A 26,901-nucleotide genomic window follows, 5' to 3' on the forward strand; every position below is an offset into this window, starting at 1 on the left:
TATAATCCATCGTACCTTAATATCAACTGGAATACCCTGGCTTTGGCTAACGCTGATAATTTTAGCAATCGATATCCGTAGCAAGCAGTGGGTTATGACTAATTTTGAGCTAGGAGAATCGGTATCTGTAATACCTTTTATCAATATTTTCTATACCCAGAATCCAGGCGCAGCTTTTAATTTTTTAGCAGATCAAAGTAGCTGGAATCTTTGGGTTTTTACACTGATAGCTGTTATAATATCCGTGATACTGTTGGTCACCATGTATCGTTCAAATTATCGAGCAAGCATCACAAATATTTCTTATGCTATGATTATTGGAGGAGCCTTAGGTAATCTATTCGACCGGATAAAACATGGTGTTGTAATCGATTTTATTGATTTTTATGTTAACAGCTGGCACTGGCCAACTTTTAATATAGCTGATTTAAGTATCTGTCTTGGTGCAGCGATAATAGTACGAAAAAGTTTTTTTCATACTACTAACTACTCAAAAACGCAAGGGTAAAGTAAATATAGAAATTAGGAGACGATTCATGCGTATTCTACTTGCTAACCCACGTGGTTTTTGCGCTGGTGTGGATCGGGCAATCAGTATCGTAGAAAAGGCTATAGAAATTTATGGTGCGCCGATCTACGTACGTCATGAAGTAGTGCACAATCGTTATGTCGTTGACATACTACGCAATCAAGGTGCCATATTTATCGAACATATTTCCCAAGTACCAGATAGGTCTATTCTTATTTTTTCTGCACATGGAGTTTCACAAGCAGTACGTAACGAAGCGCTTACCCGTGATCTGAGGGTTTTCGATGCTACTTGTCCGCTAGTTACGAAAATACATATGAAAGTCGCGCGCGCCAGCCGTAAAGGTACCGAAGCAATTCTTATTGGCCACAATGGTCATCCTGAAGTTGAAGGTACCATGGGACAGTATAATAATGCAGTAGGCGGTATCTATTTAGTAGAATCACCAGAAGATGTTTGGCAACTACAGGTCAAAAATATCGATAATTTGTGCTTTATAACCCAGACGACTCTTTCTATAGATGATACCTCAGCCGTTATCGATGCGCTGCGCCATCGTTTCCCCTCGATCATAGGACCACGTAAAGATGATATTTGCTACGCCACAACTAACCGGCAAGAAGCCGTACGTAATTTAACTATAGCAGCCGATGTTGTGCTAGTAGTAGGTTCAAACAATTCATCTAACTCCAACCGTTTGGCCGAACTAGCACAACGAATTGGTAAACCTACATATTTAATAGATAGTGCTAGCGATATCCAAGAAAGCTGGCTACAGGGAATGAATATTATTGGTGTAACTGCTGGCGCATCAGCTCCTAATATTATTGTCCTTCAAGTGATATCTAGGCTACAGTCGCTAGGCGCTGAGAGTGTAGAAGAGCTTATCGGACGCAAAGAGAATATTATGTTTGAAGTCCCTAGAGATCTAAATATTGGAGTAAAGAAAAAAGCTAATAACATAGCTTGAATGTGTTGATTTTTCCGAATTTGATTGGAGGGGCGATTTTGACAAGATCAGCGCTGTTAGTTCTGGAAAATGGAACCCAATTCTATGGTAAAGCCATTGGAGCAGAAGGTACAACAGTGGGAGAAGTAGTTTTCAACACATCGATGACTGGTTATCAAGAAATTATCACAGATCCTTCTTATTTTAACCAAATTGTGACTTTAACTTATCCTCATATTGGTAATACTGGTACCAATGAAATAGATAACGAATCATTACGTGTACAAGTACAAGGTCTGGTTATCCGTAATTTACCACTTGTTGCTAGCAACTACCGCAGTACTCTGCCCCTATCGGAATATCTAGAGCAAAAAAATGTGATCGGAATTGCCGAAATAGATACCCGTAAATTAACGCGCCTACTACGCGAGGAAGGTACACAAAATGGTTGTATTATCGCCGGTAACATGTTAAATGCGGAGCTAGCGCTACGCAAAGCGCGTGAATTCCCTGGCTTGAATGGTATAGATTTAGCAAAAGAAGTTAGTACAACTGAACAATATAGCTGGACTGAGGGTAGTTGGAACCTTAAGGATAGATTGTCGGTACAATCTGCTAATTTACCATATCATGTTGTCGCCTATGATTACGGTATCAAACGTCATATTATGCGTATGCTGGTTGATCGCGGCTGTAGGCTTACGGTTATACCAGCTCAGACGACAGCGGATACCGTACTAGCAATGAATCCTGACGGTATTTTACTGGGCAATGGACCAGGTGATCCGACACCCTGTGACTATGCTATTACTGCCATCCAAACTTTTCTAACGACTAATATTCCACTATTTGGCATCTGTCTAGGCCATCAGTTACTAGCTATAGCTAGCGGTGCTAAAACGGTAAAAATGAAGTTTGGGCATCATGGTAACAATCATCCTGTTAAGGATTTAATCTCCGGTCGGGTTATGATTACCTCCCAAAACCATAGTTTTGCAGTGAATGAGCATACATTGCCAGATACACTAAGAATTACTCATATATCTCTATTTGACGGTACCCTACAGGGATTACATCGCACTGATAAGCCAGCATTCAGCTTTCAGGGGCATCCAGAAGCTAGCCCAGGGCCACATGATGTCGCATCACTTTTCGATTACTTTATTAAATTAATTATTGCCTATCGTTCTCAGTATCACATAATAAATAAGTAAGAATGCCTACATGCCAAAACGTACCGATATAAAAAGCATCCTGATTATAGGGTCTGGCCCAATAGTGATTGGCCAGGCCTGTGAATTTGATTACTCTGGTGTGCAAGCGTGTAAAGCTTTACGCGAGGAGAGCTACCGAGTAGTCCTGGTGAACTCTAACCCTGCTACAATTATGACAGACCCCGATATAGCTCATGCTACTTACATCGAGCCTATTGACTGGGAAGTAGTACGTAAGATTATTGAAAAAGAGCGACCGGATGCAATGCTCCCAACTATGGGCGGCCAGACAGCACTAAACTGCGCATTAGACTTAGATAGTAAAGGGGTACTCAAAGAGTTTGGAGTAGAGATGATAGGCGCTACCGCGCATGCTATCAAGCAAGCAGAAGATCGCCAGCTTTTTGACAAAGCAATAAAAAAAATAGGTTTGGAAACGCCCCGTTCAGGCTTTGCCAGCAATATGAAAGAAGCACTCGCTGTAGTTGCGAACGTTGGATTCCCTTGCATTATCCGTTCTTCGTTTACGTTAGGTGGCACAGGAAGCGGTATTGCTTACGATAAAAAAAATTTTGAAGCAATTTGTGAACGTGGACTAGATTTTTCTAAGAACGGTAAATTACTAATAGAAGAATCACTCATAGGTTGGAAAGAATATGAAATGGAAGTTGTACGCGATCATAAAGATAATTGCATCATCGTTTGTTCTATTGAAAACATAGATCCTATGGGCATTCATACTGGGGACTCGATCACCGTAGCACCAGCACAGACACTCACTGATAAGGAATATCAGATAATGCGTAATGCTTCTATGGCTGTGTTACGTGAAATTGGCGTAGAAACTGGTGGCTCTAATGTACAGTTTGCTATGCACCCTAAGACTGGACAACTCATTATTATAGAAATGAATCCGCGCGTATCGCGGTCTTCTGCTCTTGCCTCTAAAGCAACTGGATTTCCCATCGCCAAAATAGCCGCAAAGTTAGCGGTAGGCTATAACCTTGATGAACTAATGAATGATATTACCAATAGTAAAACACCTGCTTCGTTTGAACCTTCTCTGGACTATGTAGTAACGAAAATACCAAGATTTAACTTCGATAAATTCTCCGGGACTAATGATCGTCTTACGACACAGATGAAATCTGTTGGCGAAGTGATGGCTATAGGACGCACACAACAGGAGTCGCTACAAAAAGCATTACGTAGCCTAGAAGTAGACATCAAAGGTTTTGATCCGAAAGTAAAATTAGGAGATCCAGAAGCGCTAACAATAATCCAACATGAGCTTCAAAACGCCGGCGGAGAACGTATTTTGTTCGTAGCAGACGCATTCCGCGCTGGTATGTCAGTCGACCATGTTTTTCATCTAACCCATATCGACCGCTGGTTCTTAATACAGATTGAAGAATTGATACAATTAGAAAATCATGTCGCTAAAATGGGTATTACCGTCTTAAAAGCAGATTATCTGCGTCAATTGAAACGCAAAGGATTCGCTGATGCACGTCTCGCAACACTAGTAGGCGTAGAAGAAATAGAAATTCGCAAATTAAGAGAAAATTATAACCTCTATCCCGTCTATAAGCGAGTCGATACTTGCGCTGCTGAGTTTTCGACTAACACTGCTTATATGTATTCTACCTATGATGATGAGTGTGAATCTTATCCCGCTCATGATCGTAAAAAAATCATTGTGTTAGGTGGAGGACCGAATCGTATCGGGCAAGGCACTGAATTTGACTATTGCTGTGTGCATGCACTACTAGCATTACGTGAAGAAGATTATGAACCGATTATGGTTAACTGTAATCCAGAGACAGTATCCACTGATTATGATATTTCAGATAGACTCTATCTTGAGCCTGTGACCTTGGAAAATGTCTTAGATATTGTGCGTATAGAACAGCCTGATGGTGTGATTGTGCAGTATGGTGGACAAACACCACTGAAACTTGCGCGTGCGCTAGAAGCCGCGGGAGTACCAATAATAGGAACTAAACCTGACGCTATTGACCGGGCTGAAAATAGAGAAAGATTCCAGAAAATGATCAATACCCTTGGTTTGAAACAACCGACCAACGCTATTGTGACTAGCATGGATATGGCGGTAGATAAAGCAGCTACTATTGGTTATCCAATCATGGTACGTCCCTCTTATGTACTCGGCGGCCGAGCGATGAAAATAATTTACGACGACATAGATTTGCTTTTATCTTTCCAGAAAGCATTAAGTCTCTCTTCTCATGACACAGAAATACCGGTACTACTAGAGCAATTTATTGATGATGCAATAGAAGTCGATGTAGATGCTATCTGTGACGGCAAAACTGTGTTGATATGTGGCATTATGGAACATATCGAGCAGGCTGGTGTACATTCTGGTGACTCTGCTTGTTCGCTGCCAGCCTGTACCCTAAACCATGAAATTCAAAACAAGATGCGTCGTCAGGTAGAACAACTAGCTTTTGAGCTTCAGGTTATCGGTATGATGAATGTGCAGTTTGCTGTTAAAGATAATGAAGTTTACTTAATTGAAGTTAATCCGCGCGCTGCCCGTACCGTCCCTTTTGTCTCTAAAGCAACGGGAGTAGCACTAGCTAAAGTAGGTACTAAAGTTATGATTGGTAAATCTCTGATTGAGCAAGGCATGACCAATGAGGTGATTCCACCTTACTATTCAGTAAAAGAAGTAGTGATTCCTTTCAATCAATTTTCGGATATAGACCCGATTCTAGGACCAGAAATGCGCTCTACTGGTGAGGTCATGGGAGTTGGTCGCACTTTCGCTGAAGCATTCGCTAAAGCTATGCTTAGTAGTCAGTCCCGCATTAAAAAAAGTGGACGAGTTTTGCTATCGGTAGATGAAAAAAATCAAAACAGAGTCGTTGATCTAGCAATACAACTACTTCAGCATGGCTTCGAGTTAGATGCTACAGAAAGTACCGCGGCAATCCTAATCAACTCCGGGATTCATGTACGTCTAGTAAATACTGTAGATAAAATTAACTCACATCTTCAAATGCAAGAGAGAATGAAAAATGGTGAATATAGTTACATAGTTACTACAACTCCTGGAGGTGAATCTATTGAGTATTTTAAGCTTATGAGGCGCCGTGCTATACAATATAAAGTACATTATAATACTACTATGAATGGTGCTTTTGCTACCGCTATGTCACTTAACGCTAATGTGACAGACAATATTATTTCGATACAAGAGATGCACTCACAAATGATGAATCATTCATATGTGATAGATACTTCTCAAACCTAATATTTCTTATTATTTAATCGATGATTATTAGTTTAATTGCTGCACTAACAACAGATCGTATAATAGGGATACAAAATACCATGCCTTGGTATTTGTCTGACGACCTCACATGGTTTCAATATCATACTCGCAATAAACCGGTGATTATGGGCCGTAAAACTTTTGAATCAATTAATAAGCCTTTATCTGGCCGGCTTAATATCGTGTTGAGCCGTAGTTTGATCAAAGCACTTGAAATAGGAATGATCTGGGTTAATAACCCTCTCCAAGCGCTGACAGCAGCTGGAGATGTAGCGGAGGTAATGGTGATTGGTGGTGCACAAGTATACCACATTTTTCTGGCGCAGGCTACAAGACTTTATCTAACTCATATTGATCTAAAAGTAGAGGGCGATACCTGGTTTCCTCATTATCAACCGGATGATTGGCGGATAACCTTTAGTGAATTCCACGAAGCTAAAGAAAATAATTCCCCTAGTTACTGCTTCGAAATTCTCGAGCGACGCTAATAGAATCTTTCTACGTGTTTTTAATCCCTGTGTAGGGAATACGGATAAATTTTTTATCTTCCCAACATAATAGAGTTAATTCGCCACCCCAACAGCAACCGGTATCCAAGCCGTAAATTCCTTTTGGAGTACCATTTCCCATCAGCGAAGCCCAATGGCCAAAAACAATACTGTATTTTTCTGCAATTGGACTAGGTAGGGTAAACCAGGGGCGTAACGGCTCTGGAGCCTTGTTGGGCATATCCTTACAGATCATATCAAGCTGACCATTAGGAAAGCAGTAGCGCATACGAGTAAAAACATTAGTACTAAACCGTAGCCGTGCTAGGCCACTGAGCTCTTGACTCCAGTTATTAGGCATATCCTCATACATGGTATTTAAAAATAGCGGATAACTATCGCTTCTAAGTATAGCTTCAACTTCCCGGGCGCATTGTAGTGCAGTATCAATGTTCCATTGTGGGGTGATGCCCGCATGGGTCATTACAAGTTTTTTCTGGTTATCCACCTGTAATACCGGTTGGTAACGTAGCCAATTAATCAAATCGTCGGCATCAGATGCTTCTAGTAGTGGTGTAGTACGATCTTTAAATTTATTACGAACAATACCTGCATAGACGGCCAGTAAATGCAAATCATGATTGCCGAGCACAATTCGTACGCTATCACCTAGCCTACGTATCAGACGTAGTACCTCCAGAGAACCTGGTCCACGGGCAACAAGATCTCCGGTCAGCCAAAGTGTATCCATAAACTGATTAAAATTAACTTGTTCTAGAATAGTCTGCAGCTCATAATAACAACCGTGGATATCACCTATTAAGTAAGTAGACATAATTAGTTTATGATCGTAGGAATTGCTAGACGGAAGATAAGGAGAGCAACACGAAAGCTCTGTCCTTCATAATCTAGCATTTCGTAATATCGCTGCATAGTCCCAAGTGGTGTTTCTAGGACCCCACCACTAGTATATTGAAACTTGCCGCTCGCTATAATCAACAGTTGTTCCCCGATCACATCCTTGCTTTGTACTTCTGTTTCCTGACCATAAGCGTTGGTAATCAACAAATAGCGGCCCATAATTTGTAGTGTGATGGTATCTGTAAAAACATAGCGATTTTCTTCTAGTTGAGACTTCATTCTTTGTACCTTAATGCAAATACGGGACGCATTAGTCATCATTGAGGTACTCCTCTTAGAACTTTGAGTCCTTGTAATGTTCAGGAAGGCGCTCTGCTAGCACATTAGCTAAACTACAATACTGCTCAACGCTTAAATTTTCCGCACGTAGCGTGGTCATAAATCCCTGTTTTAACAACTGTTCGACACTGAACAGGTTACCTAAACTATTACGAATAGTCTTCCTACGCTGGTTAAATGCAAGGCGGGTCAAGGTAGATAACTGGTTAATATCTTTAACCAGATAGGGTGGTGTATCGTAAGGCACGAGCCGCACCACTGCTGATTCAACCTTAGGTGCGGGTCTGAAAGACCCTGGGGGAACTTCTAGAACCAAGTTGATCTGACAATAGTATTGAGCTATCACGCTTAACCTACCGTAAGTTTTATTATTAGGGTTAGCTATCAGACGGTTGACCACTTCTTTTTGCAACATAAAGTGCATATCATGAATTACATCAAGATAGCGGAAAAGGCAAAAAATGAGTGGTGTAGAAATGTTATAAGGCAAGTTGCCAAAAATTCTTAACGGATGACCAAGCGACTTTGACAAATCGGCGAAGTTTACCTTCATAGCATCCTGCTGCATGATGTTCAGCTTCTGCTGCATAACAGGATGACTCGCTAAACGTGCAGCCAAATAGCGGTCAAGCTCGATAACCGTCATGGTATCGATATACTCTGCTACTAGTTTGGTCAGTGCACCTAAACCTGGTCCTATCTCAACAATAGCCTGACCAAGTTTCGGATCGATCGCAGCTACGATGGATTCAATAATATCGCTATCCTGCAGAAAGTGTTGACCAAAACATTTACGCGGGAAATGGCCCTGATAATAACGATTATGCATAACGATGTTTTACCATATCTATGGTCATATTAAGAGCATTTTTAATGCTACTTGCTTCTGCAAGTCCTGTACCTGCTAGTTCAAGTGCAGTACCGTGATCAACAGAAGTACGAATAAAAGGTAGACCTAAGGTTATATTAACTGCCCTACCTAATCCTTGGTATTTAAGCACCGTTAAACCTTGATCGTGATACATCGCTAGTACTACATCAGCATACTGTAGATATTTAGGTTGAAAAATAGTATCTGCTGGTAGTGGACCCATAATATTATAACCTTTGGCGCGTAGTGCATCTAACGCTGGTATTATTACGTCAATCTCCTCACGGCCTATATAGCCACCTTCGCCGGCATGCGGATTTAAGCCGCAAACGTAAACCCGCGGCTGCATAATACCTAATTGCTGACGCAAATTATCTACAAGTATGGTAACCACTTCACACAGCATCTGATTGGTAATTGCCCCTGGCACGGCACTAAGTGGTAAATGTGTCGTGGCCAAGGCCACGCGCAGCGAATCCGTTGCCAGCATCATCACCACTCTTGTTATCTGGCTACGTTCGGCGAAAAATTCGGTATGACCACTAAATGGTATACCACACTCGTTAATTATCCCTTTATGTACTGGTCCAGTCAGTAGTGCGGCAAACTCACCGCTAAGGCAGCCGTCACAAGCGCGCGCTAGCGTTGCGACAACATAGTTACTGTTAGCTACATTAAGAACACCTGCAGTTACTATAGCTGGCGCTGGAAGTGCCAGTACGGTCAGTTCACCAGCAGGGTGGATGACAGCTGGTTGATCAGGCTGATAAGGATGAAGTAGCAACGGCGGTAAACCAAGCTGTTGTGCTCGGGCAGTCAGTAAGTAGGGATCAGTACAAATAACTATTTCCACCGGCCACGTCTGCTGAGCTAGTATTGCGACGAGATCGACACCAATCCCAGCGGGTTCGCCAGGAGTGATTACTATACGCGACTTACTACCCATACTTACTCCCCATCGTGGTCAATAATTTTGATATAAGCCGAAGCCAGCTGTTCTTGCATCCAAGTACGTGCCTTTTGATTTAACTTCCGATTTAACAGTAGACGATATGCCTCTTCTTTGTATGTAGTATTATCTACTTGGCGGGTATCTTGTAGTTGAATCAGGTGCCAGCCCTGTGAGGAGTAAACAGGTACGCTGAACTCGCCCTTTTTGAGAGACAATAATACGCCGCGGAATGTCGGAGTAAAGGCGTTCAAGGGATTCCAGCCTAGATCACCTCCCTGGTTCGCCGAACTAATATCTTCTGATATTTGCTTAGCAGCTACGCTGAAGCTGATACGGCCACTCTTGATGTTCTGTATTATCTCAAGCAGTTTGGCGCGGGCTTGATCATCGGTCCTCCTCAACGAGGTACGTAGTAAAATATGGCTAGCATAAACCTCTGTAACTGGAACAGACATATTGTGGTTGTCGCCACGTATATCATTAACTTTTAAGATATGAAAGCCTATATCTGAGTATATAGGGCCAATTACTCTACCTTTTTGCGCTCCCTGTAAGCGTTTAGCAAATACAGTTGGTAATTCTTCTAGTTTTCTCCAAATCATATGTTCTGATTTTAAAATCTGATTATCGGTAGAATATTTGATAGCTAACTGATTGAAATCATAGTTTGTTTTGCTTTGTGCTATAAGAAACATAGCTAGTGCTTTAGCTTTATTAATTTTATATAGTGAAGGGTTATCAGGTAGTGGTATCAAAAGATGACTCAGATCAAATTTAGTGCTGTTACTGTTTTGCGCTGTAATTTGTTGTGCCAGAGTATTTACTTCCTGTGGTAAAATTCTTATACTCCGGCGAATAGCCTCGTTTCGTACTTCTGTTATCAATAGCTCTTGACGAAGCTGCGCACGATAAGTCTCGTAGCTTATACCGTTATAGGCAATACGGCTACGTAACTGAGCTATCGTAAAATTATTCTCGATAGCAATATCGCTAATAACTTGGTCTAACTCAGCATCGGTAATGATAATATCACCCCGCTTTGCCTGTTGTAGAACTATTTTATCTTGAATTAACCGGTTAATAATATACTGACGGAGTGTGGTTTCTTCTAGTTCTAGTAGAGGTATAGATTTCACGTTTAGTTTAACATAATTAAGCAAAGTATTAACATCGCTTTCTAGAATTATGTCATTCTCAACTACGGCGGCAACTTGATCTATCTGAATAACTTGTTGAGCAGATAAAGAAGCGTTTGTGTATACGCACAGAGCAATGCTAGAGATAAGTGTTCTGCCGTTTATCATAAATTTTCCGTTTCAAAAAAAGTACCACAAAAATCTCTACTGATGCTGATAAGGCATCAGCACGGAGCCTATTATGTTTTCTGTTTCTAGACGAGAATTATCATGGTTGCTTAACCCACGTAGTTCAATGTGAAACGATAATATCGTGTCATACTTGCTAGAACTATCTGTATTACTCCAGCCGGTTATTTTATGCTCGTAACCTATATTGACTGTCCAAAGTACTGTATTGCAAGCCAATAAGTTTATCTATCATAGTATCATAATAATATGCTCCTACTAGCGACCAACGGTTAACTAATAGCCACTTTCCAGTTACTCCTACTTGGGAGATCCCCTGCTGATAGCCTGGAAGATAAATATCTTCACGTATTGGCTTGACATACTGTGGGTTGGCGTAACGATAATTAAGCTGCAATACATTATTGTCGTTTTGTTGGTATGCAAGCACTACATCGCCCAGCACGATACTATTAAGACTAGTATCGTACTGCATTCCTCCGTAGACACCCCAATTACTGCTAATGCGCCAGAAACTAGCACCCGCCCATACTACTCTACGAGTCTTAACAGATTTATTCTGAGTACTAATGATATCTTCAGTACGTGGTAGTAAGAAATAATAGACTTTGTCTAAAGATGTGTGAAATGTTTTAACTAAAGCGCTATCAGATATACGAGTTATTATACCTCCTACCAGCTTGTTTGCGGAAGAAATTCGATCTAGACCACTGTAGCTACGGTCCCTGCATAATCCGGCATAGGATATCTGTAGGATGGTGGAGTCGTAAACGCCAATATTGTTTTGGTTCAGGTACTGTAGTCGAGGCTCTAGCGTTTACGTATAATCATGATAAAAATTAATGTTACTATCAAATATTACATTACCGTAGGTTTTGAACTGTGGCATCAAGCGTTTGACGGATTCTTCTAAGTTACGACCTACTTCACTATATTTCTTAATATTTTCCTGTTGATAGGTTGATAGTAAGTGGCAATCAATCAATTTAGCTTCAGTACCAAGATTACCCCAGCTATTAGCGATAATCTTATTATCGCTAATAGCTGCGATTAACGTTGGTGAATTTAGTCGTCTGGCTGATTATTTTAAAATAGAAAGGATCGATATTGTATTTGTCATAGGTAACATTTAACTGCGGTACTGCGCGGTAAGCCCAGTAGTGGGTGTTAAATACTTGAAATTATTTATGGGAAAGGGTGGTATCCCAATTGTTGTCGGTATAACTGATGCTAAACGTCTGGGTTACGTAACTCTCTGTATTATCGCGTATCGCGATACTTCGAGTTTATTGCGTCAAAGTAATAAAAGTCACTGACTTTAGTGTAGTTGATACCAAAGCGCTATTTATTATCTATAAGAGTATTATGCTACCATAATAGTAACGCGATTGTTGCCGCGTTGCTTCATAGTATTGGCATATCCTCGGCCTTGCCGCACTACCATTTGGTAGTTTCCTTGAGAAACATTAGTATCTTTAGTCTTGAGGTTAGACCAGGCTTTCGGCCTTCGGCCTTTTAAAAAGCATCTTGAAAGTGATATTTAACTAAACAAAGTGTTACTACTTTAATATATGGCAAACAATTTGCTACGGTTTTATTGCATTAATATTTACAGATATTTATGGAGTATCCGGATATAGAGGATCAACTACTTGTGAATCTTATGCTCTGCGCGTTGGCGCCGTCGTTCTTTAGGATCGATTAATAATGGCCGATAAATTTCTACCCGGTCACCATCGTGTAATTTTTCCTGAAGTGAGATAATCCTGCTAAAAATACCGACTTTATTGATATTTATCATATCTATTTCTTGCTGCAATGTAAGAATACCTGATGCGTTAATAGCTTGCTCTACTGTACTGCCTTCTGAAAGTAGTAACGATAGCATATACTGATATTCTGGTAGCGCATAAACTACCTGAACTCTAATATTAGGCACTATAAACTTCCTTTGCCCTACGAGTAAATGCCATTACCATGCCGTTAGCCATTTCTTTAAATATTTTACCTAGTGCCATATCAATCAACTTATTTTTGAATTCGAAATTAAGATGTAACTCTACTTGACTCACGTCATCACTAAGTGGAATAAAACGCCAGTCTCCGGCAAATGAACTGAAAGGACCTTCCACAAGATCCATAATAATACTTTTATTTTTATTCATGATATTATGAGTAGTGAACGATTTACTAATGCCTGCTTTAGAAACATTCATTTCAGCTGTCAACTCGCTGCCGTGCTGGGTTAATACCCGACTGGCAATGCATCCTGGGATAAATTCCGAATAGGCACTTATATTATTAACTAAAGCAAACATCTGTTCTGCACTATAGGGAACAATTACTGATCTCGTGATAAGAGGCATAACTTTTCCTGTATCCTGTCATGTTCGATTAATCTAGATATTATTATCTCTATTTTGACGAGATAAAAAGACCGTTTGTTATAATAAACTGCCAAGTTATGCGATGAAACTTTCATGGAACCCTGTTACCCTTAGTGAACTGGATAATATTAGCTAACTTTCTATGAACGAGAATAAAACACATAAATCTAACTTAACCACTATTACGCAAAATAAGCGTGTGTACCACGAATATTTCATTGAAAAAAAGTTTGAAGCAGGACTTTTGTTACAAGGATGGGAAGTCAAATCTCTGCGCGCTGGAAGAGTGCACATCAGCGATAGTTATGTGTTACTAAAAGATAAAGAAGCCTTTTTATTTGGCGCTACTTTTCAGCCACTTATAGTTGCTTCATCTCATATAGTTTGTTATCCTATGCGTACTAGAAAGCTATTGCTCAATAGACGTGAACTTGATTATTTGTTTAGCCAAGTTTATCGTAAAAGTTACACGATTGTAACGCTATCACTTTACTGGAAAAAACACTTAGCTAAGATCCAAGTTGGCGTAGCTAAAGGTAAAACAAGATATGACAAACGTCTTTTACTAAAAGAAAGTGAATGGCTGCTTCATAAAAAACGTATCACAAAATATCTTTATAGGTAATAAAGTTATATACTTACATAAGTATTAGTACTATGGGGCTGATTCTGGATTCGACAGGATTTACGTAACTCTAGGTGCATGCCGAGTTAGGTTATCTCGTAAAACAACCTAAAATAAATAATTGCAAATAACTCGCAATACGAATCTGCTGCATTAGCAGCTTAAATCGGCCTAAACACTGAAGATTCCCTCTCTCCCTAGTCTTCTCTCTTAGAACAGGGGTTAAGAAAGGTCAAACATAAAAGAGATCGCGTTGATATCCTGCCGAGGACTAAAGCGTTAAAAATAAATATTATTAGGCTAGTTTTTCAATAGCGTGTCTGTTCGCAGTTGACAAAACAAAAGTAAAAACAGTACTAAGCATGTAGTACCAATGGTGTAGAAATTCTGGACGCGGGTTCAAATCCCGCCAGCTCCACCATCCTAACCTTACCTTATCAAAATAAAAGCGACACTTGAAAACCAGGGTTAAGAAAAGATACGCGCGGGGTGTAGTCAATGGATTTTTTATGCCAGTCATTTACTTGAGCACCAGCCGCTATAGCAATAGCATGGCCCGCAGCAGTATCCCAAACATTAGTCGGCGTGAAGCGCGGATATATTTGTGCGCGCCCCTCTGCTACAAGGCAAAATTTTAGTGATGACCCAATAGTAATCGTCTTATGCTCTCCTAGTTGCGTCAGGTAATCGTGTAATTTCTGATTGTTACCATGAGAGCGGCTAACCACCACGAGCGGTGGGTTTGATTCTTTAACTGATAGTTCTAACCAATGGTTACTAGCATCTACTTTCCATGCTTTACAATTAGCTGCTGCATATACCATATCCATGGCAGGTGCATATACAACCCCCATTACTGGCTTACTATTTTCTATCAAAGCGATATTTACTGTGAACTCGCCATTATGACGTAGAAACTCTTTCGTGCCATCAAGTGGATCGACTAACCAGAAACAACGCCAATGCTGCCGTAAATCCCAGCCAGGTGGATTTTCCTCCGATAGTATCGGTATATCCGGAGTGAGTTTCTGTAAACCAGAAACTATCACCTGATGTGCGGCGAGATCTGCAGCAGTAACGGGAGATGTATCCTGTTTTTTATTAAAAACCAACGGTTGTTCACTGGTATAGACCTGCATAATAGCCTTTCCTGCCGCGCGAGAAAGTTCAATTATTTGTTTGATCATATTAATTATCTATTAATTTATGCTATTTAGTTTATGCTTCAGCTATCACAACTACATTTATAGTAACTGAAATATCGCTATGAATACGAATACTGACTATATGATTACCAGTAGTACGTAGAACGCCATTAGGAAGACGGACTTCACTTTTGGTGATATTTATACCAGCAGTCGTGATAGCATTAGCAATATCGCGAGTACCGATCGAGCCGAACAATTTACCTTCTTCGCCAGCTTTGGATAAGATGGTGACGCTACCTAGTTTATTAATTTTATCAGCACGAGCTTCAGCAGTACACTTAATCTCAGCTAGTTTCGCTTCTAATTCCACACGACATTTTTCAAAATAATCAACGTTTTTTCTCGTAGCCGGCACAGCTTTCCCTTGTGGTACTAGACAGTTACGAGCATAGCCCGCTTTAACCTTAACTTTTTCACCTAACCTGCCAAGGTTAGAGACATGATCAAGCAAAATTATTTGCATAACCTTATCCTCTTATAATAGTTATTATATATAGTAGTAAACAAACTATAAGCTATAAGTTATTTATGAAGATCAGTGTATGGTAATAGAGATAGGTAGCGTGCACGCTTGATTGCACGGGCCAACTGACGTTGATATTTCGCACGAGTACCTGTAATACGACTTGGTACAATTTTACCGCTTTCGGTTATGTAATTTTTTAGCGTTGTGATGTCTTTGTAATCTATTTCAATAACGCCTTCTGCAGTGAAACGGCAGAACTTGCGACGACGGAAATAACGTGCCATATACTATGTTAGTCTCCAGAATCTATCAAATCAATCTGTTCGGCATGCAAGACCATTTTGCTGAGTCCATTACGTCCTTGATGACTACTGATGAACCCGTGTACGGTAATTTGCTCGCCGATTGTTATACGGTGAGTAATCTGATTTGAGGTTTTTCTACTGATACTGACTACTACTGGTACCCGACACCAGACCTGGCGTACAAAACCAGCTTCCTCCTGCACAGAACGATGCTCAAGCACAAACTGGTAATGTGTGATACCAGATGGACTAACCTTTTTAAGGGGCATCTTGCAAACGGTACCTGACAACATCAGACGGTTAGCCATCACAAATTACTCATTACTTACCTCAGAATATTTTTTTGTTTCTGTAGCTAAATCTTCACGGTATTCATCTTTTGTCTTTACCATTGGAGATGCTTCAGCTACTGCATGCTTAACACGTATTATCATACTGCGGATAACGGCTTCATTAAAGCGGAAAGATTTTTCCAGTTCGTCTATGACTTTCTGTGAAACTTCTAAGTTCATCAGGACATAGTGTGCCTTATGCAGTTTTTTAATGGGATAAGTCAACTGACGACGGCCCCAGTCTTCCAAACGATGAATGGTACCTTGAGCACCGGTAATAACTGTGCTGTAACGTTCAATCATTCCAGAAACTTGTTCGCTTTGGTCAGGATGAACCATCAAAACAATTTCGTAATGACGCATTAAATTGCTCCTTACGGATACAGACTATTTAGCCTCCTGTCAAGGTCAACCGTGGCCTATGGAAGGAAGCAGGCAATCTTTTGTGAAAAACAACGCGCAATTGTACTAATCAGATTTGGTAAAAACAAGGACTAAGGTTGATTATTATGTTACCGTGTCGTGTACTAACGAAGTACTTATAAACTACAGCTACAACTAACCTATTCTTTGTCGGACGACCTCGAAAAGACAAATACCGACCGCTACTGAAACATTAAGCGAAGAGACCGAACCAACCATAGGTATGCGAATAAGCTCATCGCAATGTTCTTTGGTCAAGCGACGCATCCCCTTCCCTTCTGCACCCATAACCAACGCTATCGGTCCGGTGAAGTTTAATTGATTATGATAGAGGTTATGATCGGCCTCAATAGCTGTACCAATAATACATACATGATATTGCTGCAGTAACTGCAATGTACGTACTAGGTTAGTAACGCGAATCAATGGTATTGTTTCTGCAGCGCCACTGGCGACCTTTTTAGCTGTGGCGTTTAAATGTACTGAACGATTGTTTGGAATAATGACTGCATGTACTCCAGCCGCATCGGCACAACGAAGACACGCCCCTAAATTATGAGGATCTGTAACACCATCTAGCACTAGCAATAGCGGTGCTCCATCATGTGGTGCTAGCAGCGTTGGTAGATCTTGTTCCTGAAACTGGGATCTTTGTTGTTGCACGAGTGCCATAATCCCCTGATGTACAGTACCTTCTGCTTGTCTATCTAGCCACTGGCGATTAACTAGCTGGATAATAATATCGGCTTGTTCCAGTTGCTTAATTAGCGATTTGAAGCGCTGGTCATCGCGTTTCTTGAGAATATAAACTTCTCGAAACAATTGGGGAGCACGTTTTAAAAGTGCCTGCACAGCGTGGATGCCATAAATAATTTCGCTCATTCTTTCGTGTGTGTTTATATTGACCGTAGACTATTTTTGTCGGTCAGCTGGCCACGAGGTGCTGCTGGTTTGGCGGCTGACTTTTACTTTTTTGATCGTTACGCCGGGTTGAGATTAGCGAAAAGGTAATTTTTCGCTCACTCATATGTATGGCTTCGACACGAATTCCTACTGCGTCACCAATCCTATAGATTCGACCACCAGACTCGCCTATTAGCCGCTGACCAACATTATCGTAGCGGTAATAATCATTATCTAGTGATGAGACATGTACAAGACCATCGATAAAAAGTTCATTAATACGCACAAAGAAACCGAAGCTAGTTACGTTTGCGATAATTCCATAGAAAACTTCACCTACATGGTCTTGCATAAAATCGCATTTCAGCCAATCAGCTACATTACGGGTAGCTTCATCAGCCCGCCGTTCGCTCATCGAACACTGCTGGCCAATTTGTAGCATATCTTTCGGCTCTGAATGCCAGCCCCCGGTTGGGGTGGAACACCCATCAACTTTTCCGTTTTGCCTACCTAATAGATATTTAATAGCCCGGTGCAATACTAGATCTGAATAACGACGGATAGGTGAAGTAAAATGAGTATAAGCCTGCAAAGCTAAACCGAAATGACCACGATTTTCAGGATCATAAATTGCTTGTTTCATAGATCGTAGCAGCATTGTCCGTAACATTTCATGATCTGTTCTACCAGAGATTCGACTCATGATATCTGCATAATCCTTAGTTTTAGGTTGATCACCACCGCCTAAGGTTAATCCTAGTCCTCCTAGAATGGTACGTAGTGAGGTAATATTATCATTATTGGGTCGATCATGTACGCGATATAGCGCGGGCTCTTTATTTTTATCGATAAAGCGTGCAGCTGCGATATTTGCTAAAATCATACACTCTTCAATGAGTTTATGAGCTTCATTGCGGATAACTGGCTCAATACGTTCAATACGGTGCTCGGCATTAAAAATAAACTTTGCTTCTTCTGTTTCAAAGGATAAACCGCCGCGCTGTATCCGCGCATGCTCCAGCTTTTGATACATAGCATACAATTGGGTAAGCGGCTTCATTAGCTGTGCATAATCAGCACCCAGCTTTTGTTTGCCCTGTAATATCTGCCAGACCTTATTGTAGGTAAGACGTGCTTGGGAATTCATGACTGCTTCATAAAACTTATAGGAAGAAAGTCTGCCATAAGCAGAGATAGTCATTTCGCACACCATACACAACCGGTCTACCTTAGGATTTAACGAACATAAACTGTTGGAAAGTACCTCTGGTAGCATCGGAATAACTTGAGACGGGAAATAAACTGATGTAGAACGGTTGCGGGCTTCAGAATCTAGCGGCGTATGTGGACGTACATAGTAACTGACGTCGGCAATAGCTACCCATAAACGCCATCCCCCGCGTTTTTTCTCACAGTATACTGCATCATCGAAATCACGTGCTTCTTCTCCGTCGATAGTTACTAAAGGTAGCATGCGTAAATCAATACGGCCGTACTTAGCCGATTCAGGTACTTCTTCTGTTAAATTAGCAACCTGTTTTTCTACTTCTAGCGGCCATATATAAGGTAGATCGTGAGTACGTAGCGCAATATCTACGGCCATGCTTGGGTCCATCTTCTCACCTAGTACTTCGACTACCTTACCGATAGCTTTCGTATTACGGTTAGGACGCTGGGTTAATTGAACTACTACCATATAGCCTATATGAGCGTTATGTGTCGCTTCCGACGGAATCAGGATGTCGAAACTAAGACGACTATCATCCGGTACGACAAAGGCACTATGAGCATTTATGCCAAAGCGACCTACGATTTGGTTAGTTTTAGGTACTAGTACTCGTATAATACGAGCGGCGATGCGATTTTTATGGTATTCTCCTTGAGATTGCGCTAAAACTACATCTCCATGAATAGCCATTTTCATCTGTTCGGCGGAAAGATAAAAATCTTCTTTTCTACCATCAACTCGTAGAAAACCAAAACCATCTCTATGGCCAATGACCGTACCACGTAGTAAATTGAGACGTTCTGGTAGAACATAATACTGTTTATGGAGAAAAATTAATTGTCCATCTCGCTCCATGGCGCGCAGGCGCCGACGTAGACCTTCTAATTGTTCTATGTCGCAAAGATTTAGTTCCCGAGCTAAATCCTCACGGCTTATCGGGGTCTCTCGCTTGGCAAGGTGAACAAGGATTAATTCCCTGCTGGGGACTGGAAACTCATATTTTTCTCTCTCTAGCTCCATAAAAGGAGATTTTGACATCGTGCTACCTCCATAATGTCGTAAAAGGGTCACTGTGCAGGTAAGCAAGGTTTAGAAAACAAACCTTGATGTGCTTGGTTTATTTTCTATATGTTATGTAACTTTGTTAGCTATTATACGTTAACGCTAAATAGGTCGCGTAAAATAATAGTATCACGGCGGTCTGGACCTGTTGAGATGATATCAACAGGCACTCCTGTTAGCTCTTCTAGACGTTTAATATAGTTGCGTGCCGCTTCTGGCAAATTTTCTAATGCTTGCATTCCGAAGGTTGTCTCACTCCAGCCCGGTAGAGTTTCATAAATGGGTTCTATACCTTCCCAGTTTTCTGCTGACATCGGTGTAGTCTGCATTATGCAACCATCCGGCATACGATAAGCAGAACATATTTTTACTTCCTTTAGGCCATCTAGTACATCTAGCTTAGTAAGGCAAAAGCCAGATAGGGAGTTGATATGTACAGCGCGGCGGAGAGCTACTGCGTCAAGCCAACCAGTACGACGGCGGCGGCCAGTTGTTGCTCCGAACTCATTACCCTTAATACAAAGAAACTCACCTATTTCTTCAAATAACTCGGTAGGAAATGGGCCAGCACCTACGCGTGTGGAGTAAGCCTTAACAATACCTAACACATACTCTATATAGCGTGGTCCTAGGCCAGAACCAGCAGTTACACAACCTGCTGTAGTATTGGAAGAGGTCACATAGGGGTAAGTACCGTGATCAATATCTAATAGGGTACCCTGAGCACCTTCAAACATCATTACATCGCAACGCTGATAGGCGTTGTATAGTAGCTCGGAGATATCAACTACCATACTGGTCAATATATCAGCCACAGCCATGACATCGTTAAGTACCTTCTGGTAGTTAATTGATTCTACCTTATAGTAATGTACTAACTGAAAGTTATAGTAGTCCACGACATCTTTAAGTTTAACTGCAAAGGATTCTTTTTTGAATAGGTCGCCTACACGTAGTGCCCGTCGCGCTACTTTATCTTCATAGGCAGGACCGATACCACGTCCAGTGGTACCGATAGCGTTGGCGCCACGAGCTTGCTCACGGGCGATATCCATCGCTACATGGTAAGAAAGAAGAAGCGGGCAAGCTTCCGAAATACGCATACGTTCGCGTACTGGGATACCTCGTGCCTCCAACTCATGCATCTCTTTCATTAGAGCTTCCGGCGATAGTACTACGCCATGGGCAATGATACTAATTACATTTTCTCGCAGAATGCCAGAAGGAATTAAATGAAGGATAGTTTTTTCACCATTGATAACCAAAGTATGACCAGCATTGTGTCCTCCCTGATAACGAATCACATATTTCGCCCGTTCAGTCAAGATGTCAACAACTTTACCTTTACCTTCATCACCCCATTGGGTACCAAGCACGACAACGTTATTACTCATATCTTACATTTACCATATTACTTACTTAAAAGTAAATTTTATCATCTGAATTTTATTTTTTCAGTACTTAATTTTAAGGAAAATAGTAGTAAGGTCAAGCGCATTAGTCCTATTCATGAGATATTCATCAGGGTAGACGGTGGCTGCGAATAGTTTTTACAGGTGATTTCATGAATCGCAAAAAATCACTTTCCGGGCTCAGTACCATAAAATTATTATTACCGTTAAAGCTGTTTTCATATGCACGCAAGCTACGGATAAAAGCATAGAAAGCCGGATCTTCGCTAAAAGCTTCCGCATATAATTTAGCAGTCTCTGCATCCGCCTCACCGCGAATAATGAGTGACTGACGCTCAGCTTCTGCCAGAGTTCGTGTCACTTTATAGTCCGCTGTTGCACGTAGTTTTTCCGCTTCTTCCTGGCCCTGCGAACGATGACGACGAGCAACGGCCTCACGTTCAGCACGCATACGCTGATAGATAGCATCAAACACTTCGGTCGGCAAATTGATTTGCTTGATACGCACATCTACGACCTGAATACCCAACGCGGTCATACTATTCGAATTTACTGTAGCTGCAGCAGGTTGCAACCCCTTTGTTTCGCGCTCAACACGTGCTACCGCAGATGCTATCGCATTATCAGTCGCAGTCGATGGTAACTCATCGTCATCGCCAGAGGTACCATGATTAAGCGCTTCCCGTACGTCGGTCATGAGCTGATTACGTGAGTCGGTCACAATACCCTTGACATGCAGCCTACCTAATTCGGAACGTAAGCGATCAGAGAATTTACGTTTGAGTAGCACTTCGGCCTGTGAAACATCACCACCACCAGTAGCAAGATAATAACGACTAAAGTCACTGATACGCCACTTAATATAGGAGTCAACGATGAGATCTTTTTTTTCCATCGTGACAAAGCGATCTGCCTGATTTTCCATAGTTTGAATACGCGCATCTAGGTTTTTTACCGTTTCAATTAAAGGAATCTTAATATGCAAGCCCGGATTATAAATGAGTGGTTTGTGATAGCTATCGCGTAGTACTTTACCGAAGCGCAAAACGATACCACGTTGTCCTTCTTGAACAACGAATAGTGATGCGTACAACATTAAACAAATTATGACCACAATTAGTGTTAAAGGCTTACGCATTAGTTACTATCTCCCTTTGCTGTTGGCATTATCGCGCTGTATATTAGCCTTGCGCTGGTTAATAACTGTCTCACTATCTTTGTTGCCGGCTGTGGGTAACCGCATTAAATTAAACGCATCGCTGTCCTGAACATGTTTGTTATTATCAGTCAAATGATGGCGTAACATATGGTCTAGCGGTAGCATCATTAAGTTATTACTGCTTTTTTCGTTGACTATAATTTTATTAGTGTTGCTTAGCATATGCTCCATAGCATCGATATATAGACGTTCGCGTGTGATTTCTGGTGCAGCCTTATACTCAGGCAACACCTTAGCGAAACGCTGAACTTCACCTTGTGCCTCTAGTATCGTGCGTGCTTTATAAGCACGACCCTCTTCCAAGATGCGCTGCGCTTGACCGTTAGCTCGAGGTTGTACCTCGTTAGCATAAGCTTCTGCTTCGCGAATATATTGTTGTTCGTTTTCGCGCGCAGCGATGGCATCATCAAAAGCTGCTTTTACCTCTTCTGGGGGCCGTGCCGCTTGAAAATTAACGTCTAACAAGGTTAGACCCATATTATATGGTTGAATGGTATCCTCTAGAACACGCTGAGTATCACTGCGTACTACAGTACGGCCTTCCGTAAGAATAAGATCCATCGTATATTTACCGATAACGCCGCGCAAGGCGCTATCGGTAGCCTGACGCAGACTTTCGTCAGCGTCGGTCACGCTAAAAAGATAACGTTCTGGATCCGTAATACGATACTGCACATTCATTTCCACGCGTACTACGTTTTCATCTGAAGTAAGCATTACACCCGAAGCAGCCAATTCTCGTACTGACTCCACATTGACCGGAGTTACTATATCGATAAAGGTCGGCTTCCAGTTCAGGCCTGGATTCACTAGATGGTAAAATTTACCAAAGCGAAGTACCACGCCCCGTTCGGCCTCTTTAATGGTATAAAAACCGCTGCCGGACCAGATTAATATTAATGTTATTAGCACAATATACAGGCTACTTTTCCCAGGCATACCATGATGACCGAATCCGCTTAATTTATGACTTAACTTACGAAAAATCTCATCTAAATTAGCAGAACTATTATAATTTCCATTATTATTATTACTACTTCCCCACGGGTCGCGGTCATGTCCGTGATTACCGGGCTGATTCCACGCCATGTTTTAGCTCCATTTTACGATTGATAAAAATTGCTATGTGGTCGGCTCTAGGTGGTAAGTGCTGATCATAGCTCGTCATGTATGTCATCCACTAGTAGTGATCTCTGTGCCATTGACTATCGTGTTGTTTTCCTTTAATAAAACTAGATGACCAAGTAGTGAGGGCTATTGTTTTGGCTAGTTAGCTTTAAATAGTTAAATTTTAGGATAAAGCTAAAGCACCATTAAATAGCAAAATATAAATTATTCACACGTGCTATTCAGCATCATAATTTTCCGGTACAGGATTATTACCATAATAATAATGACTAGAGCAGCCACTCAGGTTGTTATTGTGATGTGACACAGCGCGCGACGGAACCACAGTTGATATAGCGTGCTTATAAATCATCTGACTGATCGTATTTTTAAGCAAAATGACAAACTGGTCGAAAGACTCAATTTGGCCCTGTAGTTTAATACCATTCACTAAATAAATAGAAACCGGAACGCGTTCCCGACGCAATGCGTTTAAGAACGGATCTTGTAAAGATTGCCCCTTAGCCATTCTATCTTTTCCTTACTTGACTTACTTATAATAAGAACCATGTAGCTTTCAATCAAATAACCGATGTAACAAAGCGCGTTTAGTACTCTTTATTTTGTACTGTACTATCACCTGTGGTTAATAAATCAACCAGTATATGCACCCATCACTTGTAATACTCTGTTAAGAGCTGTGTCAGGTTGCTCACTATCTAGCCAGTTGACAGCTGGCCAACCCCGCAACCAGGTCATTTGGCGCTTGGCAAGCTGTCGTGTTGCAGAAATACTACGAAATACCATATCATCATAATCTGTTTCTCCGGCTAGGTATGACCATATCTGACGGTAGCCAACGCAACGGATGGATGGCATGTCTTGATTCAGATCATTACGTGCAAAAAGCATACTGACTTCATTTTCAAATCCATCATTTAACATCTGATGAAATCGCCGTACGATACGCTGGTGTAGCAAGAAGCGATTAAATGGCACCAGAGCAAATTGATGCACTTGATACTTTAACGCATCACCAGATATTTTATTCATTTCCGTTATAGTGTTACCTGAAACTAAAAAAACTTCTAGTGCTCGGGATACTCTATGTGAATCATTCGGATGAATACGATTTGCAGCTCTAACATCAATTTCTTGTAATTTCCGGTGTAACGCTGCCCATCCTGTAGTTTTGGCCTCATGTTTAATGCGTATACGTATTTCATTATTAGCCTTAGGCAATGGGGATAATCCATTTAGCAATGCTTTGAAGTAAAGCATTGTTCCACCTACAAGCAATGGTATACGTCCTGCTGCGGTTATATCAGCCATTTCATCAAGTGCATGACGGCAAAAATCTGCAGTTGAATATGGTTCTGCTGGATCGCAGATATTGATCAGCCTGTGTGGTGCCTGCGTCAGTACATAACTGTCTGGCTTCGCAGTACCAATATCCATGCCGCGATAAATCAGCGCTGAATCAACACTGATAATTTCAACCGGTAACTGCTGGTATAGTTTAACCGCTAATGCAGTTTTACCAGATGCTGTTGGTCCCATAAGAAATATAGCTATAGGTAGGCGACTGCAATGCTTAGTCATAGTTCAAGGCTTTTATGGCAGTTTCAATATTAAGTGTAACCATAAGTCCATTAGGGGGTTTGTTCACCCAATGTGGACAAAGTCGCTCTATTTCTGCGATTAATGGTATCGCTCTGGAATAGCTCCATATAGTCACTTCATCATTGATCCTGCGTGCTAACCAAGCAGCAACTTTATGATATGTTACGGATGCTTCACTACTAAGGTAGCCTAACAGTTCTGGAATCAAGTTTTGTAGATTTTTTTTTCTTAATAATTGCAAAGGTACTGCATTAAGTATTGCCTGATGCTCGTTAGATTGCAGTAAAATCCCCATGTTTTGCAAAAATATCCTATGGTGATGAAGCGCAGCAGCTTCGCAAGGGCGTAATATCATACGTAGTGGAATGAGTAGCGGCTGAGCTAGCAGAGTATTGTCTTCTGGCATTAATTGACGCTCAGTGAGATAGCGTTCCGCGAATGGCAGTGATAATAAGGACAATCCATTAGCTGATTCTAACAGCGCATAGGAAGGAGAGCAAAAAGTTAGTACTCTACCGAAACTATATGGATCGTAGCAGGTTTGTGCCGCCAGGGGCGGTACTTCTTGTAGCTTTAGTTCATTAGAGTCTTTTGCGCAAGCCGAATAATTGACTGACTTATTCTCCTTACTCAGTAGAATAACATGAGGTTGAGCTGTTTTCACACCTTGCTGTCTAGCGGAACGGACAGGTAGATTATGTTGCAAAACAGTAATGACCGCCTGATAAATCAAATGGTGCACCTGTCTTGCTTGATGAAATCGCACCTCTTTTTTAGCTGGATGAACATTGATATCCACTTGTTTAGGGTTAATTACGATAAATATAACAAAAGCTGGTTGCCGCATCCCTACCAACTGCTCCTGGTAGGCCTGGCGGATAGCGTGGTTAATTAGCTTATCTCGTATCATACGTTGGTTGACGTAACTGTATTGCATTTCCGGCAAATCTTCGCCGCGAGGATCTTCAGCCCAACCCTGAATAGTCAAATCGCTATGCTGCCAGGACACTGCTAGTGCACGCTTGACAAAAGCGGTTCCACACAAACGACTGAGTCGCTGCGAATATTTACTAGGTTCTATGACAGCGCGGTATTGCTGTACAGTTTTATCGTTATGTTGTAGAATAAATGTTACGTCGAATCGCGCAAGTGCTATTCGGCGAATAACCTCTTCAATATGCTTGAACTCAGTAGTTTCAGCACGCATGAACTTACGTCTAGCTGGTGTATTATAAAATAGATCTACAACTTCCACTGTGGTCCCTATCGGATGTGCAGCCGGTTTAATAGTAACAGTTTTATCGTATTTTTCGGCGTATGCCTGCCAAGCTTCATTTTGCCCTGTAGTACGTGAAGTAATAGTCAGGCGAGCTACCGAGCTAACACTAGCTAGGGCTTCACCACGAAATCCCATGCTCGTTATACAATCTAAATCTTCCATGCTAGATATTTTGCTGGTAGCATGGCGGGCAATAGCTAGTGCTAGTTCCTCTTTACTGATACCGCTGCCGTTGTCACGGATGCGTATTGTTTTAGCTCCACCACGTTCTACCTTAATATCGATACGCGTAGCGCCAGCATCTAGGCTATTTTCTACCAATTCTTTTACTACCGACGCAGGCCGTTCTACTACTTCACCGGCTGCTATTTGGTTGACTAATTGTGGCGACAGTATCTGAATGGGCATAGCAACTAGTTCCTTTTGTGTGTGTAATACAAGCTAAATAGTGCACAGGTAGAGAGCTTACTTACTTTTGCTAACATATGGTAAC

The 26,901-nt window shown here is 41.3% G+C and carries 26 protein-coding genes, 1 other RNA gene and 1 pseudogene; 7 read left to right on the top strand and 21 right to left on the bottom strand.

Features of this window, described 5'->3' with window-relative positions; genetic code table 11:
• The first annotated feature begins 4 nt into the window (after positions 1 to 4).
• The 5 genes from lspA to folA are packed head-to-tail and all read left to right on the top strand — an operon-like array spanning position 5 to position 6,481.
• On the top strand, positions 5 to 508 hold the full coding sequence (gene lspA / locus IM45_RS03085) for a signal peptidase II (RefSeq protein WP_038499651.1): 504 nt from the start codon (positions 5 to 7) through the stop codon (positions 506 to 508).
• 28 nt (positions 509 to 536) lie between these two features.
• Positions 537 to 1,499, top strand: a complete 963-nt coding sequence (ispH, locus tag IM45_RS03090) for a 4-hydroxy-3-methylbut-2-enyl diphosphate reductase (protein WP_038499155.1) — start codon at positions 537 to 539, stop codon at positions 1,497 to 1,499.
• Positions 1,500 to 1,537: 38 nt separating this feature from the next.
• Positions 1,538 to 2,692, top strand: a complete 1,155-nt coding sequence (gene carA, locus IM45_RS03095) for a glutamine-hydrolyzing carbamoyl-phosphate synthase small subunit (protein WP_144241942.1) — start codon at positions 1,538 to 1,540, stop codon at positions 2,690 to 2,692.
• A gap of 10 nt (positions 2,693 to 2,702) precedes the next feature.
• Positions 2,703 to 5,972 carry a carbamoyl-phosphate synthase large subunit gene (gene carB / locus IM45_RS03100; RefSeq protein ID WP_038499158.1) on the top strand — a complete coding sequence of 1,090 codons (3,270 nt, stop codon included), beginning with the start codon at positions 2,703 to 2,705 and terminating at the stop codon, positions 5,970 to 5,972.
• Between the two features lie 20 nt (positions 5,973 to 5,992).
• On the top strand, positions 5,993 to 6,481 hold the full coding sequence (gene folA / locus IM45_RS03105) for a type 3 dihydrofolate reductase (protein WP_038499161.1): 489 nt from the start codon (positions 5,993 to 5,995) through the stop codon (positions 6,479 to 6,481).
• 10 nt (positions 6,482 to 6,491) lie between these two features.
• Here the strand turns inward: folA and apaH are convergent, their stop codons facing one another.
• The 8 genes and pseudogenes from apaH to IM45_RS03145 all read right to left on the bottom strand — a co-directional run bounded on the left by apaH (position 6,492) and on the right by IM45_RS03145 (position 13,195).
• Positions 6,492 to 7,316: a bis(5'-nucleosyl)-tetraphosphatase (symmetrical) ApaH gene (gene apaH / locus IM45_RS03110; RefSeq protein ID WP_038499164.1), complete on the bottom strand. Its 825-nt coding sequence runs from the start codon at positions 7,314 to 7,316 to the stop codon at positions 6,492 to 6,494.
• Between the two features lie 2 nt (positions 7,317 to 7,318).
• Complete coding sequence (locus IM45_RS03115) at positions 7,319 to 7,660, bottom strand: ApaG domain-containing protein (RefSeq protein ID WP_038499658.1); 342 nt, start codon at positions 7,658 to 7,660, stop codon at positions 7,319 to 7,321.
• Positions 7,661 to 7,676: 16 nt separating this feature from the next.
• A complete protein-coding gene (rsmA, locus tag IM45_RS03120) occupies positions 7,677 to 8,510 on the bottom strand; it encodes a 16S rRNA (adenine(1518)-N(6)/adenine(1519)-N(6))-dimethyltransferase RsmA (RefSeq protein ID WP_038499167.1) in 834 nt (277 codons plus the stop codon).
• Entirely contained in the window at positions 8,503 to 9,498 is a 996-nt protein-coding gene (pdxA, locus tag IM45_RS03125; RefSeq protein WP_038499188.1) for a 4-hydroxythreonine-4-phosphate dehydrogenase PdxA, read from the bottom strand. The genes rsmA and pdxA overlap by 8 nt, the downstream gene beginning before the upstream one ends.
• Positions 9,499 to 9,500: 2 nt before the next feature.
• Positions 9,501 to 10,808 (bottom strand): peptidylprolyl isomerase SurA, encoded by a 1,308-nt coding sequence (surA, locus tag IM45_RS03130; RefSeq protein WP_038499192.1) that lies wholly within the window; start codon positions 10,806 to 10,808, stop codon positions 9,501 to 9,503.
• 190 nt (positions 10,809 to 10,998) lie between these two features.
• Positions 10,999 to 11,634, bottom strand: a pseudogene (lptD, locus tag IM45_RS03800) (LPS assembly protein LptD); the annotation flags it as partial.
• An 843-nt stretch (positions 11,635 to 12,477) separates the two neighbouring features.
• Positions 12,478 to 12,771, bottom strand: a complete 294-nt coding sequence (locus IM45_RS03140; RefSeq protein ID WP_260086850.1) for an RnfH family protein — start codon at positions 12,769 to 12,771, stop codon at positions 12,478 to 12,480.
• Complete coding sequence (locus tag IM45_RS03145; RefSeq protein WP_038499199.1) at positions 12,761 to 13,195, bottom strand: SRPBCC family protein; 435 nt, start codon at positions 13,193 to 13,195, stop codon at positions 12,761 to 12,763. Before IM45_RS03145 ends, IM45_RS03140 begins: the two co-directional genes overlap by 11 nt.
• 163 nt (positions 13,196 to 13,358) lie before the next feature.
• On the opposite strand from IM45_RS03145, the gene smpB reads away from it, so the two are divergent.
• Positions 13,359 to 13,841, top strand: coding sequence for an SsrA-binding protein SmpB (gene smpB / locus IM45_RS03150; protein WP_038499202.1), 483 nt, complete (start codon positions 13,359 to 13,361; stop codon positions 13,839 to 13,841).
• 34 nt (positions 13,842 to 13,875) lie between these two features.
• Positions 13,876 to 14,262, top strand: a transfer-messenger RNA (tmRNA) gene (ssrA, locus tag IM45_RS03705).
• 16 nt (positions 14,263 to 14,278) lie between these two features.
• Here ssrA and cysQ read toward each other — a convergent pair.
• The 13 genes from cysQ to mutL form a co-directional block, all read right to left on the bottom strand.
• Positions 14,279 to 15,028: a 3'(2'),5'-bisphosphate nucleotidase CysQ gene (cysQ, locus tag IM45_RS03155; RefSeq protein ID WP_038499206.1), complete on the bottom strand. Its 750-nt coding sequence runs from the start codon at positions 15,026 to 15,028 to the stop codon at positions 14,279 to 14,281.
• Positions 15,029 to 15,059: 31 nt separating this feature from the next.
• Positions 15,060 to 15,512, bottom strand: a complete 453-nt coding sequence (gene rplI / locus IM45_RS03160; RefSeq protein ID WP_038499209.1) for a 50S ribosomal protein L9 — start codon at positions 15,510 to 15,512, stop codon at positions 15,060 to 15,062.
• Positions 15,513 to 15,571: 59 nt separating this feature from the next.
• Positions 15,572 to 15,799 carry a 30S ribosomal protein S18 gene (gene rpsR / locus IM45_RS03165; protein WP_038499212.1) on the bottom strand — a complete coding sequence of 76 codons (228 nt, stop codon included), beginning with the start codon at positions 15,797 to 15,799 and terminating at the stop codon, positions 15,572 to 15,574.
• An 8-nt stretch (positions 15,800 to 15,807) separates the two neighbouring features.
• Entirely contained in the window at positions 15,808 to 16,128 is a 321-nt protein-coding gene (gene priB, locus IM45_RS03170; RefSeq protein ID WP_038499216.1) for a primosomal replication protein N, read from the bottom strand.
• A gap of 6 nt (positions 16,129 to 16,134) precedes the next feature.
• Positions 16,135 to 16,515, bottom strand: a complete 381-nt coding sequence (gene rpsF, locus IM45_RS03175; protein WP_038499218.1) for a 30S ribosomal protein S6 — start codon at positions 16,513 to 16,515, stop codon at positions 16,135 to 16,137.
• Positions 16,516 to 16,710: 195 nt separating this feature from the next.
• Positions 16,711 to 17,457, bottom strand: a complete 747-nt coding sequence (gene rlmB / locus IM45_RS03180; protein WP_038499221.1) for a 23S rRNA (guanosine(2251)-2'-O)-methyltransferase RlmB — start codon at positions 17,455 to 17,457, stop codon at positions 16,711 to 16,713.
• 43 nt (positions 17,458 to 17,500) lie between these two features.
• Positions 17,501 to 19,744 (bottom strand): ribonuclease R, encoded by a 2,244-nt coding sequence (gene rnr / locus IM45_RS03185; RefSeq protein WP_051984617.1) that lies wholly within the window; start codon positions 19,742 to 19,744, stop codon positions 17,501 to 17,503.
• A gap of 113 nt (positions 19,745 to 19,857) precedes the next feature.
• Complete coding sequence (locus tag IM45_RS03190) at positions 19,858 to 21,162, bottom strand: adenylosuccinate synthase (RefSeq protein ID WP_038499224.1); 1,305 nt, start codon at positions 21,160 to 21,162, stop codon at positions 19,858 to 19,860.
• 127 nt (positions 21,163 to 21,289) lie between these two features.
• Positions 21,290 to 22,318, bottom strand: a complete 1,029-nt coding sequence (gene hflC / locus IM45_RS03195; protein WP_038499228.1) for a protease modulator HflC — start codon at positions 22,316 to 22,318, stop codon at positions 21,290 to 21,292.
• Between the two features lie 6 nt (positions 22,319 to 22,324).
• Entirely contained in the window at positions 22,325 to 23,488 is a 1,164-nt protein-coding gene (hflK, locus tag IM45_RS03200; RefSeq protein WP_038499231.1) for an FtsH protease activity modulator HflK, read from the bottom strand.
• Between the two features lie 256 nt (positions 23,489 to 23,744).
• Positions 23,745 to 24,035, bottom strand: a complete 291-nt coding sequence (gene hfq, locus IM45_RS03205) for an RNA chaperone Hfq (protein WP_038499234.1) — start codon at positions 24,033 to 24,035, stop codon at positions 23,745 to 23,747.
• Positions 24,036 to 24,160: 125 nt separating this feature from the next.
• Complete coding sequence (gene miaA, locus IM45_RS03210; protein ID WP_038499238.1) at positions 24,161 to 25,108, bottom strand: tRNA (adenosine(37)-N6)-dimethylallyltransferase MiaA; 948 nt, start codon at positions 25,106 to 25,108, stop codon at positions 24,161 to 24,163.
• The gene (gene mutL / locus IM45_RS03215; RefSeq protein WP_038499241.1) at positions 25,101 to 26,816 is read right to left on the bottom strand and encodes a DNA mismatch repair endonuclease MutL; all 1,716 of its coding nucleotides are present in this window, start codon (positions 26,814 to 26,816) and stop codon (positions 25,101 to 25,103) included. Before mutL ends, miaA begins: the two co-directional genes overlap by 8 nt.
• Positions 26,817 to 26,901: the final 85 nt, after the last annotated feature.

The organism is Candidatus Palibaumannia cicadellinicola, assembly GCF_000754265.1.
In the GTDB taxonomy this organism is placed as follows: domain Bacteria; phylum Pseudomonadota; class Gammaproteobacteria; order Enterobacterales; family Enterobacteriaceae; genus Baumannia; species Baumannia cicadellinicola_B.